Raw genomic sequence first — 13,401 nt, 5'->3', positions numbered from 1 at the left:
ATGCCACTCACTTAGCGGCCAAGCGGGCCCAGACCGGACCGAGAGCCTCCAGCGCCTCCCGGTACACCTGGTACGCCTCCTCGAGCACGGCGGCCCGGTCGGCGTCCGGTTCGTGGCGCCTGAGGACCGTGGCACCGGCGCGCTGGTCCGCCACGTCGTCGAGCAGTCCGACGGCCGTGGCGGCGAGCAGCGCCGCCCCGCGGGCGGCACTCTCTTCTACGTCGGTCACCACGACGGGCTGCCGCAGAGCGTCGGCGAACATCTGGCTCCAGACCTCGCTGTGCGCGGCGCCACCGGTCAGCCGGGCCGGCCCACTGATCCGAAGCTTCGAGCGGAGTGCGTCGACGTGCCAGCGGTGGTTGAGGACGACGCCTTCCATCAGGGCCCGCAGCAGATGGCCGCGTTTGTGCCAGCCGCGCAGGCCGAGGAACGTCCCGGACGTGGGCTGCGCGTGCGGGGAGCCGTAGACGAACGGGTGGAATAGCACCTCCGAAGGGCCGGCCAGGTGTGCCTCGACCTCTCGGCTGATCGCCTCGTGGACGCCGTCCCGGTGCTCGGCCGGTGCACCTGTGACCCGCAGGAACCACTCCAGGTTCGCCACCGACGCGGGTGAGGTTGACATGGTCATCCATTGCCCCGGGCGGACGAAATGGCGGACCTGCCAGCGAGGGTCGACGACGGGGTGCTCGCTGACCACCTGGTTGATGCTGAACGACCCGGCGATCAGGCAGAGTTCGCCCGGTGCCGCGCCGCCGGTCCCGAGTGCAGCCGCGTCGACGTCGTGTGCGCCGGTGACGACGGGGGTGCCGGCGGTGAGCCCGGTGAGCGCTGCGGCCTCGCCGGTGACGGTGCCGCTCACCGCGTCGCAGGCCAGGACGGGCGGCAGCTTGGGAGCGAGCTCGCCGAGGCCGTACAGGTGCAACAGCTCCGGTGAGTAGCCGCCCCGCATGTCGGTGAACGAGGCGCTGGCGTCCGTGGGATCGGTGGCCACCGCGCCCGTCAGCCTCAGGCGCAGCCAGTCCTTGCAGAACAGCAGCCAGCGGGCCCGTTGTAGGGCATCCGGCTCGTGGCAGGTGAGCCATGCCAGCAGGGCGGCCGGGGAACCCGCGAAGGGAACCGTCCCCGACAGCGCCAGGGCGCGGGACCAGATCTCAGTGCCCCGCCACTCCTCCAGTACCTGCTCGGCGCGCGTGTCCATCGCGACGATGGCAGTCCGTACCGGCCGGCCCCGCGCGTCGACGGGGTAGAGGCCGTCGCCGTGTCCGGTCAGCCCTACGGCGGCGACGGCCCGCCCGGCCCCCGGCCCCGCCTCGGCGAGACAGTCCCTGATGGCCCGGTGCGCCGTCCGCCACACCTCCTCCATGTCCCGCTCGACCCAGCGAGGGTGAGGAGTGTCCAGCGGGAGCGTGCCGCTGCCCCGAGCCACCTGCCGTCCGACGGCATTGAACAGCACAGCCTTGGTCACGGTGTGTCCCGCGTCAACACCGAGCACCAGTTCACGCGCCAACACTCACACCCACCCCAGTTCCCTGGCGTTGACCGCCGTGGTGCACCGGCCGGTCGCGGCGAGTTCGGCAATGGCCTCAGCGACGAGCCGTGCCGAACGGAGTGTCGTGGTCGTCGTGTCCCCTGCGTAGTGGGTGGTGAGCGTGACGTTGTCCAGCCCGCGCCACGCACTGTCCGCGGGGAGCGGCTCCTGGTCGTGTACGTCGAGCCCGGCCCCGGCGATACGGCGGGTGGCGAGGGCCTCGTACAGGGCGCCGGTGTCGACCAGACGGCTGCGCGCGGTGTTGACGAAGAAGGCAGTCGGCTTCATCAACGCGAAGTGGCGTGCACCGATGAACCGATCGGTTTCGACCGTCAGCCGGGCGAAGAGCTGGACAATGTCGGACTCCTGGAAGACCGTGTCCAGGTCGCCGGCCCGCACGACTCCGTTTCGGGCCAGGATCTCGTCGGCCACGTAAGGGTCGTACGCGAGCATGCGCGCGCCGAACCCGCGCAACCGATTGGTGAACGCGCGCCCCACCTGACCCAGACCGATCATGCCCACGGTGCTGTCGCCGATCTCCCGTCCGGGACCGCCGAACTCCTTCCGCCACCCGCCGGCCTTGACGGAGGCGTCCGCCCGGGCGATGTCCCGCATCTCCGCCAGCATCAGGCCGACAGCGAGTTCGGCGACGGCCGTGGCGTTGCGGCCGGACACCGGTACGACGGCCACGCCGCGTGTGGTCGCGGCGGCCACGTCGACGTTCTCCAGTCCCGCGCGGGCCACGCAGACGGCCCGCAGCTTGGGGGCGGCCCGGAGCACGGCCGAGGGAACCGGGGCGAAGTGCACCGCGAGCACCTCGGCCTCACCCATCGCGTCCACGATCTCGTCGGGCACCGCCACCGCATCTGGCCCCTGCCGCTCCATGGCCTGCTGCGCCGCGTGCTGCTCCGCCTTGATCCCTGGCCAGTCGACACCGCGGACCGGCCCGAAGCCCGCACCGCACACCTCTGCCAGGGCGTCGGCGTAGTACCCGGCAGGGATGAAACGATCCCCGACGATCAGAATGCGCACTGTGGTCCCCTCGCGTGGTGAACCCGGTCAGGCGCGGGTGACCCGGCTGGTCGCCCTGACAGCAGCGTGCGGGGTCGGCTGGGAGACTTCCAGCCGAGGAAGACTTCGAACGAGGAAAACCCCGGTCTCCGGGCAGAGGGTGACGGGAAGGTTGCTGACAGTCAGGAAGTGGTACTCGCGAGCCGTGAGCGGCTGCTTTTGGTCGGCAGCTGGCCGAGTGTGCTGGGCCGGCACCAGTGCGGTGGAGCGGAACTGCGGTAGTCAGCGCCGACGCGGGTGGCGGTGGCGACGGTGGTGCCTTCGAGGTTGCGTACGGTCGCGTCGGCCGCGACGTGTCCTCAACCCGACCAGTTCCGCGTCCTATTGGGAGCGGCCCTGACCTTCGAGGTTGCCACTTGTCCGACCGGCACCGTGTACGTCACGGTGCGTCTGTGGGGGACGACCACGACGCCAGCTCTTGTTCAACGGTCGGTAGCGTCCTGGGCCGGTGGAGGAGCGGGTCACGTCCGTGGGGGGCGTGGCAGAGACCTGACACGGTGGTGTCCCTCGACTGCAAGAGTCAGCCCGGGGGCGATCTCCGTGAAGCCGGCGTCACGGACCACCGGCAGCCCGCCGGCGGTGAGTTGTTGCCAGTGCGCGGTCTCGGCCGTACGAACGGTCAGCGGGAAACCGGCCTCGCGCCACGCCTTGCGGTCCGCCTCCGACAGTTCCCACCAGGCGAGTTGCGCACCGTGCCCGGCCTGTGCCATCGCCTTGCCCGCCGACATGTCCAGATCGGGGCTGAGCCACAGGACCGGACCCGCCAGGTCGGGCGCGGCGGGCGGTTCGGGATCGTCCAGCTCGGTGCCCGACACCTGGAGCTTGGCCAGCTCCTTGGGCCATCCGTCCAGCGGGACGGGCGGGAAGACCCGCACTTCGGCCGTGCCCTGCGTCACCGCGATGCCCGGCAGCGCCGCAGCCTTGCGCCACTCCGCGCCGCGCGCCCTGCGCACCACTTTGCGGATACGGGCGTCCTGCCAGTCCCGCATCGCCTGCGCCCACTCTCCGTCGCCCAGCGAACGCTCGTCGGCGAGGATGTCGAGCACGGCGCGGGCCGCGGCCTCCAGCGCATCGGTACGGGCCGGGGGTTCGGCCTTCTCGATCCGCACGACCAGCGGCAGCACGAACTGCGGGGCATCGTCACGGGCGGTGCTCTCGTGCCGGAAGGGACTGTCGCCGGGGCGTTCTTCACTGCTCACACCGGCCAGTCTGCCAGCCGCCCTCGCCCAGGCCCGAAGGGATTGTCGGCGGACCTGAAGGGGCTGTTGGCGGAAGGGAACCCTCCGGGCGACGATGCTCCCCATGAAAAGTGATCTCTTCGCCTCCGAGAACATGGCACAGCAGGCGACCGTGCCCGGGATGAGCCTGCAGAACGCCAAGTCGATCAAGTACGCCGTCAACGGCGAGATGCACGCGCGACAGGGATCGATGATCGCCTTCCGCGGCAACCTCCAGTTCGAGCGCAAGAGCCAGGGCATAGGCGGCATGCTCAAGCGCGCCGTCACCGGGGAGGGCCTGCCACTGATGGCGGTCCGCGGCCAGGGCGAGGCATGGTTCGCGCACGAGGCGCAGAACTGCTTCGTCGTCGACATCGAGCAGGGCGACGCGCTCACCATCAACGGCCGTAACGTCCTGTGTTTCGACGCCACCCTCGCGTACGAGATCAAGACCGTGAAGGGCGCCGGCATGACCGGCGGCGGCCTCTTCAACAGTGTCTTCACCGGTTACGGGAAGCTTGCCGTCATCTGCGAGGGCAACCCCATCGTGATACCGGTGACCGGCCAGCAGCCCGTGTACGTCGACACCGACGCGGTGGTCGGCTGGAGCGCTCAGCTCAACACGTCGCTGCACCGCTCGCAGTCGGTCGGCTCGATGATCCGCGGCGGTTCGGGCGAAGCCGTCCAGCTGATGCTCCAGGGTGAGGGTTTCGTGATCGTCCGGCCCAGCGAGCTCACCCCGCAGAAGGCGTCCGCCAACTGACGCTCCGCGTGAGCTGCGTGGCGGCCGGGGCGCCCGGCCGCCACGCCGACGCCACCCGCCCCCGGGCGATCACCGCATCAGGTCCGAGACCTTCACCAGGCGGTAGCCCCTCCTGCGCAGCTCGGGCACGATCCTCCTGACCGCCGGCTCCGTGACCGGCGCGGCGCTGCGCGTGCAGTGCATGACCACCAGCGACCCCGGCCGGACACCCGCCAGCACCTGCTCGGCGACCGCGTCGGCGTCCGTCGCGAAGGCGTCGCCGCTGACGACGTCCCACTGGACCGCGGTCACCTTGGTGGGGGCGATGGCGCGCAGGGCCTCGTCGTCGTAGCAGCCGCCGGGGAAGCGGAAGTAGGGCACCACATGGCGCACCCCGGCCTTCCTGAATGCGGCGAAGGCCCGGTCCACATCGGCCCGCATGGCGCTCCTGTCCACCACCGGCAGGCCGTAGCAGGAGGACGTGAAGGCGTAGTGGCTGTAGGAGTGGTTGGCGATCTCGAAGAGCGGATCGCCGCCGAGCGCCTTGGCCTGGTCCGGATACTGATCGGCCCAGCGGCCCGTCATGAAGATGGTCGAGGGGACGCGCAGCCTCCGCAGCGAGGCGATGAGTGCGGGGTTGTCGAAGTGCTCGTCCCGCGCGGCCCGCGGTCCCTGGCCCGCGGTCATGTCGGCGTCGAAGGTCAGCGCGACCGTCTTCTCGGCCCGCTTGGCTGCGCGCTCGAATACAGGGGTGAGGCCGCCCGGTCCAGGGGCCACGGTCGGCGCCTTGCGCACCTTCTCCGCCGGCGGCTTCCCGGGCTTGGGTGCGGCGGGGGCGGGCGGCGCGGAACCGCTGCCGCTGCCGGCCGAGCAGCCGACGAGCACCGCGCCCATGACGACGGCGGTCGCGATTCTTCGTGCAAAGGTGATCACTGACGGAAAATATCTGATCAATATGGCAATCCGACGACGTGGTGTACGTGCGTCAGGGTTACGTTCCATCAGGGCGCGGGCCCGGGCTGCGGCTCAGGCTCCCGTCCGGCCCAGCGGGTGCGGTACGCCAGGGTGGTCGGGGGGGCTCCGGCTCGTCGCCCGCCTCGGTGAACGCGGTCAGCGCCGCGATCAGGGCGGCGCGCTGCTCGGGTGCCAGCCGCTCGACGATCGACGCGATCTCCTGGTGGCGCCGCGCCATGACGTCCTGGACGATCCGTACGCCTTCCGGTGTCAGCCGCAGTACGGTCTCGCGCCGGTCGTCGTGATTGGTCTGCCGGTCCACCAGGCCGACGGCGATCAGCCGGTCCACCATGCGCATCGCCGTCGACGGGCTGACCGCGAGCCGCTCTGCGAGCACGACGAGCTTGGCGGCGCCGTGTGTGGACAGCACGACCAGCAGCCGGAACTGGGGAAGCGTCACCCGGTCCTCGACGGAGGCCAGGGAGCGCGCGGACACCGCGACCAGCAGCCGGGACGCGGTCAGCACGGCGCGGGTCACCGCTTCCACGTCGTCCATCGTGCCAAGGGCGCGGGTCTGCTCGGCCATGGCTCCTATCTATCCTGAGTCGGTGCCGGACCCGGCACCGAGTTCAACCGCCCGAGCCCTTTGCATTGTGCAATGATGCCCGGGCCCGGAGGGACGCCGCGCTCAGGAGGAATGACATGTCTGTGCCCCCAGCGGTGGGCGTGCTCGCCCAGGTCGCGGAGCTGCTGCTCGAGGAACCCGCCGACCGCGGCGGTGCCTTGTGGCGGCTCTCGGCCGAAGGGCGGCAGCTGGACGCGAATGTCATTCGCATGCTGCCCGGCTCTCGGGTCAGCGGACATGTCGACCCGGATCTCGATGTGTTCCTCTGTGTGCTGGGCGGCACCGGCCGGCTGGAGGTCGACGGCGGCGGTCAGCCGCTGGAGACCGGGTGTGTGGTGTGGCTTCCGCGTGGCACCCGCCGCGCGCTCCTGGCCGACCAGGACGGACTGGTCTATGTCACAGTGCACCGCCGCCGTCCGGGTCTGGCCATCCGCAGCGCCGCGGAGGCGGAGGGGGGCGAGGCGGCCTGTCTGCTCGACCGGGTCTGCCCCGGGTGCGACCGCCCCGCACAGGAGGCCGGTGCCCGCTACTGCAGCCGTTGCGGCACCCAACTCCCCTCGTAGAGCTTGGGCCTTACGGTCCGTCAGAAGACCTTTTTCGCACTGTGGGTGAGTACAACTCGCGTCACGTCCGTATCAATGGGCGGACGCGTCCCCCCGGTTTCCGTCGGCAACCGGAATCCGTACCCCCCTCAGGAGGCGACGAGTTGAGTCACAGGCGAATACCCAAACGGAAGGCCGTTCTCGCGGGAGCCGGGGCGGTGGGCATCGCCGCAGCGGCCATCCTGCTGCCCCACGCAAACGCTTCCCAGTCCGGTTCCGACACGCAGTCGCAGGCTGGTCAGGCCCCCAGAAAGATGAGCGCCGCATCGGCGGCCGAACTCGTGTCGCAGCTGGGCAAGAAGCTCGGTGAGGCCTACGGCGGGGCTTACTACGATGCCGAGAAGCAGCAGCTCGTCGTCAATGTCGTGGGCGACAGCAACAACGTTGCCGTCGAGGTCAACAAGGCCGGCGCCGTGGCGCGGAGTGTCGAGAACAGCGCGGGCGAACTGAAGTCAGCCGCGAGCACGCTGGCCGCGAAGGCCACCATCCCGGGAACCGCGTGGGCCGTCGACCCGAAGACCAACCAGATTCTCGTCACGGCGGACCGTACGGTCTCCGGCGGGCGCTGGGACAGACTCGAGGCGGCAGTGAAGTCCCTGGGCGACGGTGTGGCCCGGATCCAGAAGTCCACGGGTGAGTTCAAACCGTTCCTGGAGGGCGGCGACGCCATCTTCGGCGGCGGCGCCCGCTGTTCGCTCGGCTTCAATGTGACCACGCAGGACGGCAGCCCCGGCTTCCTGACCGCGGGCCACTGCGGTGTCGCGGCCGAGAAGTGGTCGGAGGACGCGAACGGCCAGCCCATCGGCACGGTCCAGGAGGCGACGTTCCCCGGCAACGGCGACTTCGCGCTGGTGAAGTACGACGACCCGGCGACCCAGGCCGCGAGCTCGGTGGACCTGGGCAATGGGCAGACCGTGGCGATCACACAGGCGGCCGAGGCGGCGGTCGGCCAGCAGGTGTTCCGTATGGGCAGCACCACGGGCCTCAAGGACGGCTCGGTCACCGGGCTGAACGCCACCGTCAACTATCCGGAGGGCACCGTCAGCGGGCTCATCCAGACCGACGTGTGTGCGGAGCCGGGTGACAGCGGCGGTTCGCTCTTCACCCGGGACGGGAGCGCGATCGGTCTCACCTCGGGCGGCAGCGGAGACTGCACCGCGGGCGGCGAGACATTCTTCCAGCCGGTGACCACGGCGCTGGCCGCGGTGGGCGCACAGATCGGCGACGGAGGCGGCGCAGGCAACGGCGCAGGCGGCGGTCAGGACGACGGCCAGGTTGGCGGCGCCGATCAGAACGGCGGCGGCGCGGCCGACGACGGCGCGGGCCAGAAGGGCTGATCCGGTACGGACGGGCACACGGGCCCTGGGCATCCACGATGCCCAGGGCCTTACCTGCTTCCCGGCCCTCAGCCGTCGGAACTCGCGCAGTCGGAAGCGTCCGGCCCGCCGCCGTCCAGTGTCGCGGTCAGAGCTTCGAGATCGGCGCGCAGCTGCCGGATCCGCTCCAGGGGCAGGCCCGTGGCCGTGGCGATCCTGCGTGGCACGCCCAGAGCCTTCTCGCGGAGCTCGGCGCCCGCGGCGGTAGGACGCGCGGTGACGGACCGCTCGTCCTCGGGGCTGCGCCGCCGCTCCACGTAGCCGGCCGCCTCCAGGCGCTTGAGCAGGGGCGACAGGGTGCCCGAGTCGAGGCGCAGATACTCACCGATCCGCTTCACCGGCAGCTCGCCGTGTTCCCAGAGCACCAGCATCACCAGGTACTGCGGATAGGTGAGGTTCAGATCTTTCAGTGCCTCCCGGTAGACGCCGTTGAAGGCGCGGGACGCGGCGTGCAGCGAGAAGCAGATCTGGTGGTCCAGGCGCAGGAAGTCCTCGTCCGCGACAGTCGTCAGCGTCGTCTTCTCCATGGAAACAGCATACCAGCACATCACTGAGTTGTGCACAACTGAATTGTGTGCTGTAGTTATGGCATCGGTTCCCCACGGACGAAGAGAGATGCAACTCATGGACGCGCTCTACACCGCTGTCGCCACCGCCAATGGCCGTGAAGGCCGCGCTGTCAGCTCCGACGGCCACATCGACCTTCCCCTGGCCTTCCCCCAGGCCCTGGGCGGCAACGGGCAGGGCACCAACCCCGAGCAGCTCTTCGCCGCCGGGTACGCCGCCTGCTTCGCCAGCGCCATGGGGGCCATAGGCCGCCAGGAGAAGATCGACGTCAAGGACGCCTCGGTGACCGCCGAGGTCAGCATCGGCAAGGACACCGACGGCGGCTTCGGGCTCTCCGTGATCATGCGCGTCGAGCTGCCCGACCACCTCCAGGGCGAGGCGGGCCGCGACCTGCTGGAGAAGACCCACGCCTACTGCCCGTACTCCAAGGCGACCCGCGGCAACCTGCCGATCGAGCTCGTCATCGAGTAGTCACCCGGCTCGCCCGCAGTGCCCTGAGCCCCGTCGCCGCGATTCGGCGACGGGGCTCAGGTGCGTACACCCGACAGCGCCTCAAGGCATCTCCACCAGCCTTTTGCGGCACTCGTCTACATCGAATTCGGCTTCGGGGTACTGCGGATCCAGCGCCTCCAGATGTTCGAGGAGGAGCTTGCCGACCGCCCAGTTCCGGTACCACTTGCGGTCGGACGGTACGAGATACCAGGGCGCCGCCTCCGTTGAGCAGCGCTCCAGTGCGATCCCGTACGCCCTTTGGTAATCGGGCCACACCGCCCGCTCCTCGATGTCCTGCGGGTCGAACTTCCAGTGCTTGGAAGGGTCGTCGAGGCGCGCCAGCAGGCGTCGGCGCTGCTGCTCGTAGCTGATGTGCAAGAACACCTTCACCATCGTGACCCCGTCCTTGACCAGGCCTTCCTCGAAGCGGTTGATCTCGGCGTAGCGGGGGCCGAGCTGTTTGCGCGGCACCAGTTCACGGACCCGGGCGATGGTTACGTCCTCGTAGTGCGAGCGGTCGAAGATCCCGATCTCGCCCCGTTGCGGCAGCGCGTTGGTGATCCGCCAGAGGAAGGGGTGGTTCTTCTCCTCCGGCGTCGGCGCGTTGAAGGCCTTGATCCGGCAGCCGGACGGGTTGACGAGGCCGACGACGTGCTTGACCGCGCCGCTCTTGCCGCTGGTGTTCACGCCCTGCAGTACGAGCAGGACGCGACGGCGGTCACCCGCCGTACTCGACGCGTACAGCCGATCCTGGAGATCGGCGAGACGTTCCGCCATCCGGGCGGTCGCGGCCAGAGCGGCGGCCTTGTCCTCGGGGCCGGCCGGGGTGGCGTCGGTTTTGTAGGCGGAGAGGTCGACGTGCTCGCCGCCGGGGACGCGCAGCAGCTCACGGAGCAGTGCCGATGGCTTCTGCTGCGCCCCGTCCTGCCTCCTCGCGGGATCCTCCGGCACCCCGGCCGGCTCCCGCGCGTCCTTCGCGGCCACGGCGCACCCCTTCCCGGCTCCGGTCCGTTCCCTCGATCGTGCGACGGAACACCGGCTCCCGCGAGCGTGGTGTGGTGGAAGAGCAGCTCGGCGCGCAGGTGGCCCTTCTCGGCCCACAGGCCGCACGTCTGCCGATCGGACGTGACGGTGTTGCGAAGGTGAGGCAACTCCCTGCCGGCAGGGAGCAGATGTGACCCGCACGTGTGCGTCACGCAGATGCGTGACACGCAGCCGTGCGGGCCACTGCGCCGCGTTCGTGGCTGAGCCGGGTGAGGGCCGGGCGTCAGGCGAGTTCGGCGGTCAGGGTGATCGTCGTACCGGCGAGCGCCTGGCTCACCGGGCAGTTCTTCTTGGCGTCCTCGGCCAGCTCGAGAAAGCGGTCCTTGTCCAGGCCCGGGACCTCGCCGCGCACGGTGATGTGGCTGCCGGTGATGCCCTCGCCGGGCACGAACGTGACATCGGCCTTGGTGTCCAGGCGGGTCGGCGCGTGGCCGGCCTTGGCCAGGATGTTGGAGAACGCCATCGAGTAGCAGCTGGAGTGGGCGGCCGCGATCAGTTCCTCCGGGCTGGTCTTGCCGCCGGGCTGCTCGGTGCGGGCGGGCCACGAGACGGCGAAGGTGCCGTTGCCGGAGGAGTCGAGGGTGACCTCGCCCGAGCCCTTGAGGAGGTCGCCCTCCCAGATGGTGTGGGCGGTACGCGTAGCGGCCATGATGGTTCCCTTCGGTCGGGGTGACGGCCCCAAACCTACTGCGCCACAAGCCTCTTCGCGTCGCGCGCCAGGGCAGTCAGCCGGGAGATCGCCCGGAAGTACTTCTTGCGGTAGCCCCCGTTCAGCATTTCTTCGCTGAACAGCCGGTCGAAGGACATCCCGGACGCGAGCACCGGCACCTCGCGGTCGTACAGCCGGTCGGCGAGCACCACCAGACGCAGCGCCGTCGACTGGTCCGCAATGGGCTGGACATCGGTGAGACAGACGGCGCGCAGACCGTCCGTGAGGCCCCCGTACCGGCTGGGGTGGACCTTCGCGAGATGGTCCAGCAGCTGGGGGAAGTCGTCGAGGGACGCGCCATCGGTGGCGTACGCGGCCTTCGCGACCTGCTCCTCGGAGTACGGGGGAGGGGCCTCGGGCAGACCGCGGTGTCGGTAGTCCTCGCCGTCGATCCGCAAGGGGCGGAAGTGGGCGGACAGACCCTGGATCTCACGCAGGAAGTCGGCGGCGGCGAACCGGCCTTCGCCGAGCTTGCCGGGCAGCGTGTTGGAGGTGGCGGCCAGGGCCACGCCCGCGTCGACCAGCTTTCCGAGAAGCGTCGACACGAGGACCGTGTCGCCCGGGTCGTCGAGCTCGAACTCGTCGATGCAGAGCAGCCGGTGTCCGCTGAGGGTGTGCACGGTCTGCTGGAAACCGAGGGCGCCGACCAGGTTCGTCAGCTCCACGAAGGTGCCGAAGGCCTTGAGGGAGGCTTCCGCGGGGGTGGCGTGCCACAGGGAGGCCAGCAGGTGCGTCTTGCCGACGCCGTAACCGCCGTCGAGGTAGACACCGCGCGGCGCGCTGGGGGCCTCGGGCTTCCTGGCGAACCACCTGCGCCGGCCGGAGCCGCTCGCGTGCGCGCCGCCCAGGCCCGCCGCGAAGGAGCTGAGGACCGTGACGGCCTCGCGCTGGCTGGGCTGGTTCGGGTCCGGGACGTACGTGTCGAAGCGCACCGAGTCGAAGCGCGGCGGCGGCACCATCTCGGCGACCAGCCGGTCGGCGGGGACATGCGGCTCGCGGGCGCAGAGGGACAGCGGGGCCGCTTCGGTTATGGCACTGGTCGACACAGTTCTTAACTGTAAGGGCCGTGGAAGACTGCACGGTATGCGACGCCTGCTCCCTGTGACCGACCCGACAGCCACCGCGGACCGCGAATGGTCCCTGGACGAGCTGGCCGACGCCTATGCGTATCCGGACGGTGCGCAGGGCCCCTGGCTGCGGGCGAACATGGTCAGCTCGCTGGACGGGGCCGCCCAGCACGAAGGCCGCTCGCAGGCGATCTCCTCCGACACGGACATGCGGATCTTCGGCACGCTGCGGGGGCTCGCCGACGTGGTCGTGGTCGGCGCCGAAACGGTCCGCATCGAGGGCTATCGCCCGGCTCGCGCCCGGGAGGCGTTCGCGGACCGGCGGGCAGCGGCCGGCCAGGGTCCCGCACCCGCGATCGCCGTGGTCAGCGCCTCGCTCGGCCTCGACTTCTCGCTCCCGCTGTTCGCCGGGCCGCTCGTGCCGACGCTGGTGCTGACGGGGGCCGCGGCGCCCCCGGACCGTATCCGCGAGGCGGAGAAGGGGGGCGCGGAGGTGGTGATCGCCGGGGACGGGCTCGGTGTGGAGCCGGCCAGGGCGGTACGGGCTCTGGCGGAGCGCGGCCTGACACGGCTGCTGACCGAGGGCGGCCCGCGGCTGCTCGGTCAGTTCGTGGCGGCCGGAGTACTGGACGAGCTGTGTCTGACCCTGTCGCCGACGCTGACGGCGGGGGACGCGCAGCGCATCGCGGGCGGACCGGCGGTGGCCGTTCCTGAGCGGTTCGCACTGGCCTCGGTGCTGGAGGAGGCGGGGTTCCTTTTCACCCGCTACCGTCGCATCTGAACAAAAGGGGCGGAATGTGTCGTTCCGGTTCGCGTCCGCAGGGGCGCACTACTCTCGCAGACCCCCCGTGCGGTCACGGGGAAGGATGGTTTCCGCAGAAGGGCTCCTGACGTGTTCACAAGCGTACTGATGATCGAGAAGCCCCTGACGTCGGAGGACGTGGAATTCGTCACGAGCCTGCACGGGGGCGAGCGTGTGTCCTTCGTCGTGCTGATGCAGCCCCGCGGTGACCAGGCCGATGTCCTGCTCAGAGCCATCGACGATGTCGCGCTCGGCGAACTGAAGGAAGCCGTCCGCGAGGGTGACAAGCCCGAGGGCAAGGACGCCGTGGCCCCCGCCCGGCTGGCCCTGGAGCACTCGCTGGCCGCCCTGCGCGCGGCGGGCAGCGAGGCCGTGGGCGAGGTCGTCGAGAAGCACCCGCTGGACAAACTGACGTCCGTGGTCGACGAGTCGGGCGCCGACGAGGTGATCGTGCTGACCGAACCGCACTACGTGGAGGAGTTCTTCCACCGGGACTGGGCCTCCAGGGCCCGCCACAAGGTCGGTGTACCGGTGCTCAAGCTCTTCGCGCACAGCGAATAGGCTGGACCCTCGCACGTACTCGTACATCTTGGGGAGACACACGC

The 13,401-nt window shown here is 70.2% G+C and carries 15 protein-coding genes; 6 read left to right on the top strand and 9 right to left on the bottom strand.

Annotation, left to right across the window (positions count from 1 at the left end):
• Nucleotides 1-7 precede the first annotated feature (7 nt).
• From FBY35_RS08085 to FBY35_RS08075, 3 genes are all read right to left on the bottom strand, one after another.
• The gene (locus tag FBY35_RS08085; protein WP_260848559.1) at nucleotides 8-1,510 is read right to left on the bottom strand and encodes an FGGY-family carbohydrate kinase; all 1,503 of its coding nucleotides are present in this window, start codon (nucleotides 1,508-1,510) and stop codon (nucleotides 8-10) included.
• The gene (locus FBY35_RS08080; RefSeq protein WP_142213119.1) at nucleotides 1,511-2,560 is read right to left on the bottom strand and encodes a 2-hydroxyacid dehydrogenase; all 1,050 of its coding nucleotides are present in this window, start codon (nucleotides 2,558-2,560) and stop codon (nucleotides 1,511-1,513) included.
• 500 nt (nucleotides 2,561-3,060) lie between these two features.
• Entirely contained in the window at nucleotides 3,061-3,798 is a 738-nt protein-coding gene (locus FBY35_RS08075) for a peptidyl-tRNA hydrolase (protein ID WP_260848558.1), read from the bottom strand.
• A gap of 103 nt (nucleotides 3,799-3,901) precedes the next feature.
• On the opposite strand from FBY35_RS08075, the gene FBY35_RS08070 reads away from it, so the two are divergent.
• Nucleotides 3,902-4,579, top strand: coding sequence for an AIM24 family protein (locus FBY35_RS08070; RefSeq protein ID WP_142213117.1), 678 nt, complete (start codon nucleotides 3,902-3,904; stop codon nucleotides 4,577-4,579).
• A gap of 69 nt (nucleotides 4,580-4,648) precedes the next feature.
• On the opposite strand, the gene FBY35_RS08065 is transcribed toward FBY35_RS08070, so the two are convergent.
• Entirely contained in the window at nucleotides 4,649-5,452 is an 804-nt protein-coding gene (locus FBY35_RS08065) for a polysaccharide deacetylase family protein (protein ID WP_142214968.1), read from the bottom strand.
• A 97-nt stretch (nucleotides 5,453-5,549) separates the two neighbouring features.
• On the bottom strand, nucleotides 5,550-6,098 hold the full coding sequence (locus tag FBY35_RS08060; protein ID WP_260848557.1) for a MarR family winged helix-turn-helix transcriptional regulator: 549 nt from the start codon (nucleotides 6,096-6,098) through the stop codon (nucleotides 5,550-5,552).
• 116 nt (nucleotides 6,099-6,214) lie between these two features.
• On the opposite strand from FBY35_RS08060, the gene FBY35_RS08055 reads away from it, so the two are divergent.
• Together FBY35_RS08055 and FBY35_RS08050 are read left to right on the top strand one after the other, a co-directional pair.
• Nucleotides 6,215-6,700 (top strand): cupin domain-containing protein, encoded by a 486-nt coding sequence (locus tag FBY35_RS08055; protein ID WP_142213116.1) that lies wholly within the window; start codon nucleotides 6,215-6,217, stop codon nucleotides 6,698-6,700.
• Nucleotides 6,701-6,843: 143 nt separating this feature from the next.
• Nucleotides 6,844-8,076, top strand: a complete 1,233-nt coding sequence (locus FBY35_RS08050) for a S1 family peptidase (protein WP_186356879.1) — start codon at nucleotides 6,844-6,846, stop codon at nucleotides 8,074-8,076.
• A gap of 68 nt (nucleotides 8,077-8,144) precedes the next feature.
• Here the strand turns inward: FBY35_RS08050 and FBY35_RS08045 are convergent, their stop codons facing one another.
• Nucleotides 8,145-8,642 carry a MarR family winged helix-turn-helix transcriptional regulator gene (locus tag FBY35_RS08045; RefSeq protein ID WP_142213115.1) on the bottom strand — a complete coding sequence of 166 codons (498 nt, stop codon included), beginning with the start codon at nucleotides 8,640-8,642 and terminating at the stop codon, nucleotides 8,145-8,147.
• Between the two features lie 97 nt (nucleotides 8,643-8,739).
• Here FBY35_RS08045 and FBY35_RS08040 point away from each other — a divergent pair, with 97 nt between their 5' ends.
• On the top strand, nucleotides 8,740-9,153 hold the full coding sequence (locus tag FBY35_RS08040; protein WP_142214965.1) for an organic hydroperoxide resistance protein: 414 nt from the start codon (nucleotides 8,740-8,742) through the stop codon (nucleotides 9,151-9,153).
• Nucleotides 9,154-9,234: 81 nt separating this feature from the next.
• On the opposite strand, the gene FBY35_RS08035 is transcribed toward FBY35_RS08040, so the two are convergent.
• The 3 genes from FBY35_RS08035 to zapE form a co-directional block, all read right to left on the bottom strand.
• Nucleotides 9,235-10,125 carry a PPK2 family polyphosphate kinase gene (locus FBY35_RS08035; protein ID WP_142214964.1) on the bottom strand — a complete coding sequence of 297 codons (891 nt, stop codon included), beginning with the start codon at nucleotides 10,123-10,125 and terminating at the stop codon, nucleotides 9,235-9,237.
• Nucleotides 10,126-10,441: 316 nt separating this feature from the next.
• Entirely contained in the window at nucleotides 10,442-10,867 is a 426-nt protein-coding gene (locus tag FBY35_RS08030) for an OsmC family protein (protein WP_142213114.1), read from the bottom strand.
• Nucleotides 10,868-10,902: 35 nt separating this feature from the next.
• Nucleotides 10,903-11,973, bottom strand: a complete 1,071-nt coding sequence (gene zapE / locus FBY35_RS08025; RefSeq protein ID WP_399208243.1) for a cell division protein ZapE — start codon at nucleotides 11,971-11,973, stop codon at nucleotides 10,903-10,905.
• A 37-nt stretch (nucleotides 11,974-12,010) separates the two neighbouring features.
• Here zapE and FBY35_RS08020 point away from each other — a divergent pair, with 37 nt between their 5' ends.
• Together FBY35_RS08020 and FBY35_RS08015 are read left to right on the top strand one after the other, a co-directional pair.
• Entirely contained in the window at nucleotides 12,011-12,775 is a 765-nt protein-coding gene (locus FBY35_RS08020; RefSeq protein WP_142213113.1) for a pyrimidine reductase family protein, read from the top strand.
• Nucleotides 12,776-12,904: 129 nt separating this feature from the next.
• On the top strand, nucleotides 12,905-13,357 hold the full coding sequence (locus FBY35_RS08015) for an indole-3-glycerol phosphate synthase (RefSeq protein WP_186356976.1): 453 nt from the start codon (nucleotides 12,905-12,907) through the stop codon (nucleotides 13,355-13,357).
• The last annotated feature ends 44 nt before the right edge of the window (nucleotides 13,358-13,401 follow it).

It is taken from the genome of Streptomyces sp. SLBN-118 (assembly GCF_006715635.1).
Taxonomy (GTDB): Bacteria; Actinomycetota; Actinomycetes; order Streptomycetales; family Streptomycetaceae; genus Streptomyces.
Note: the sequence above shows the minus strand (reverse complement) of the source record. Positions and strands in the feature narration are given on the sequence as shown.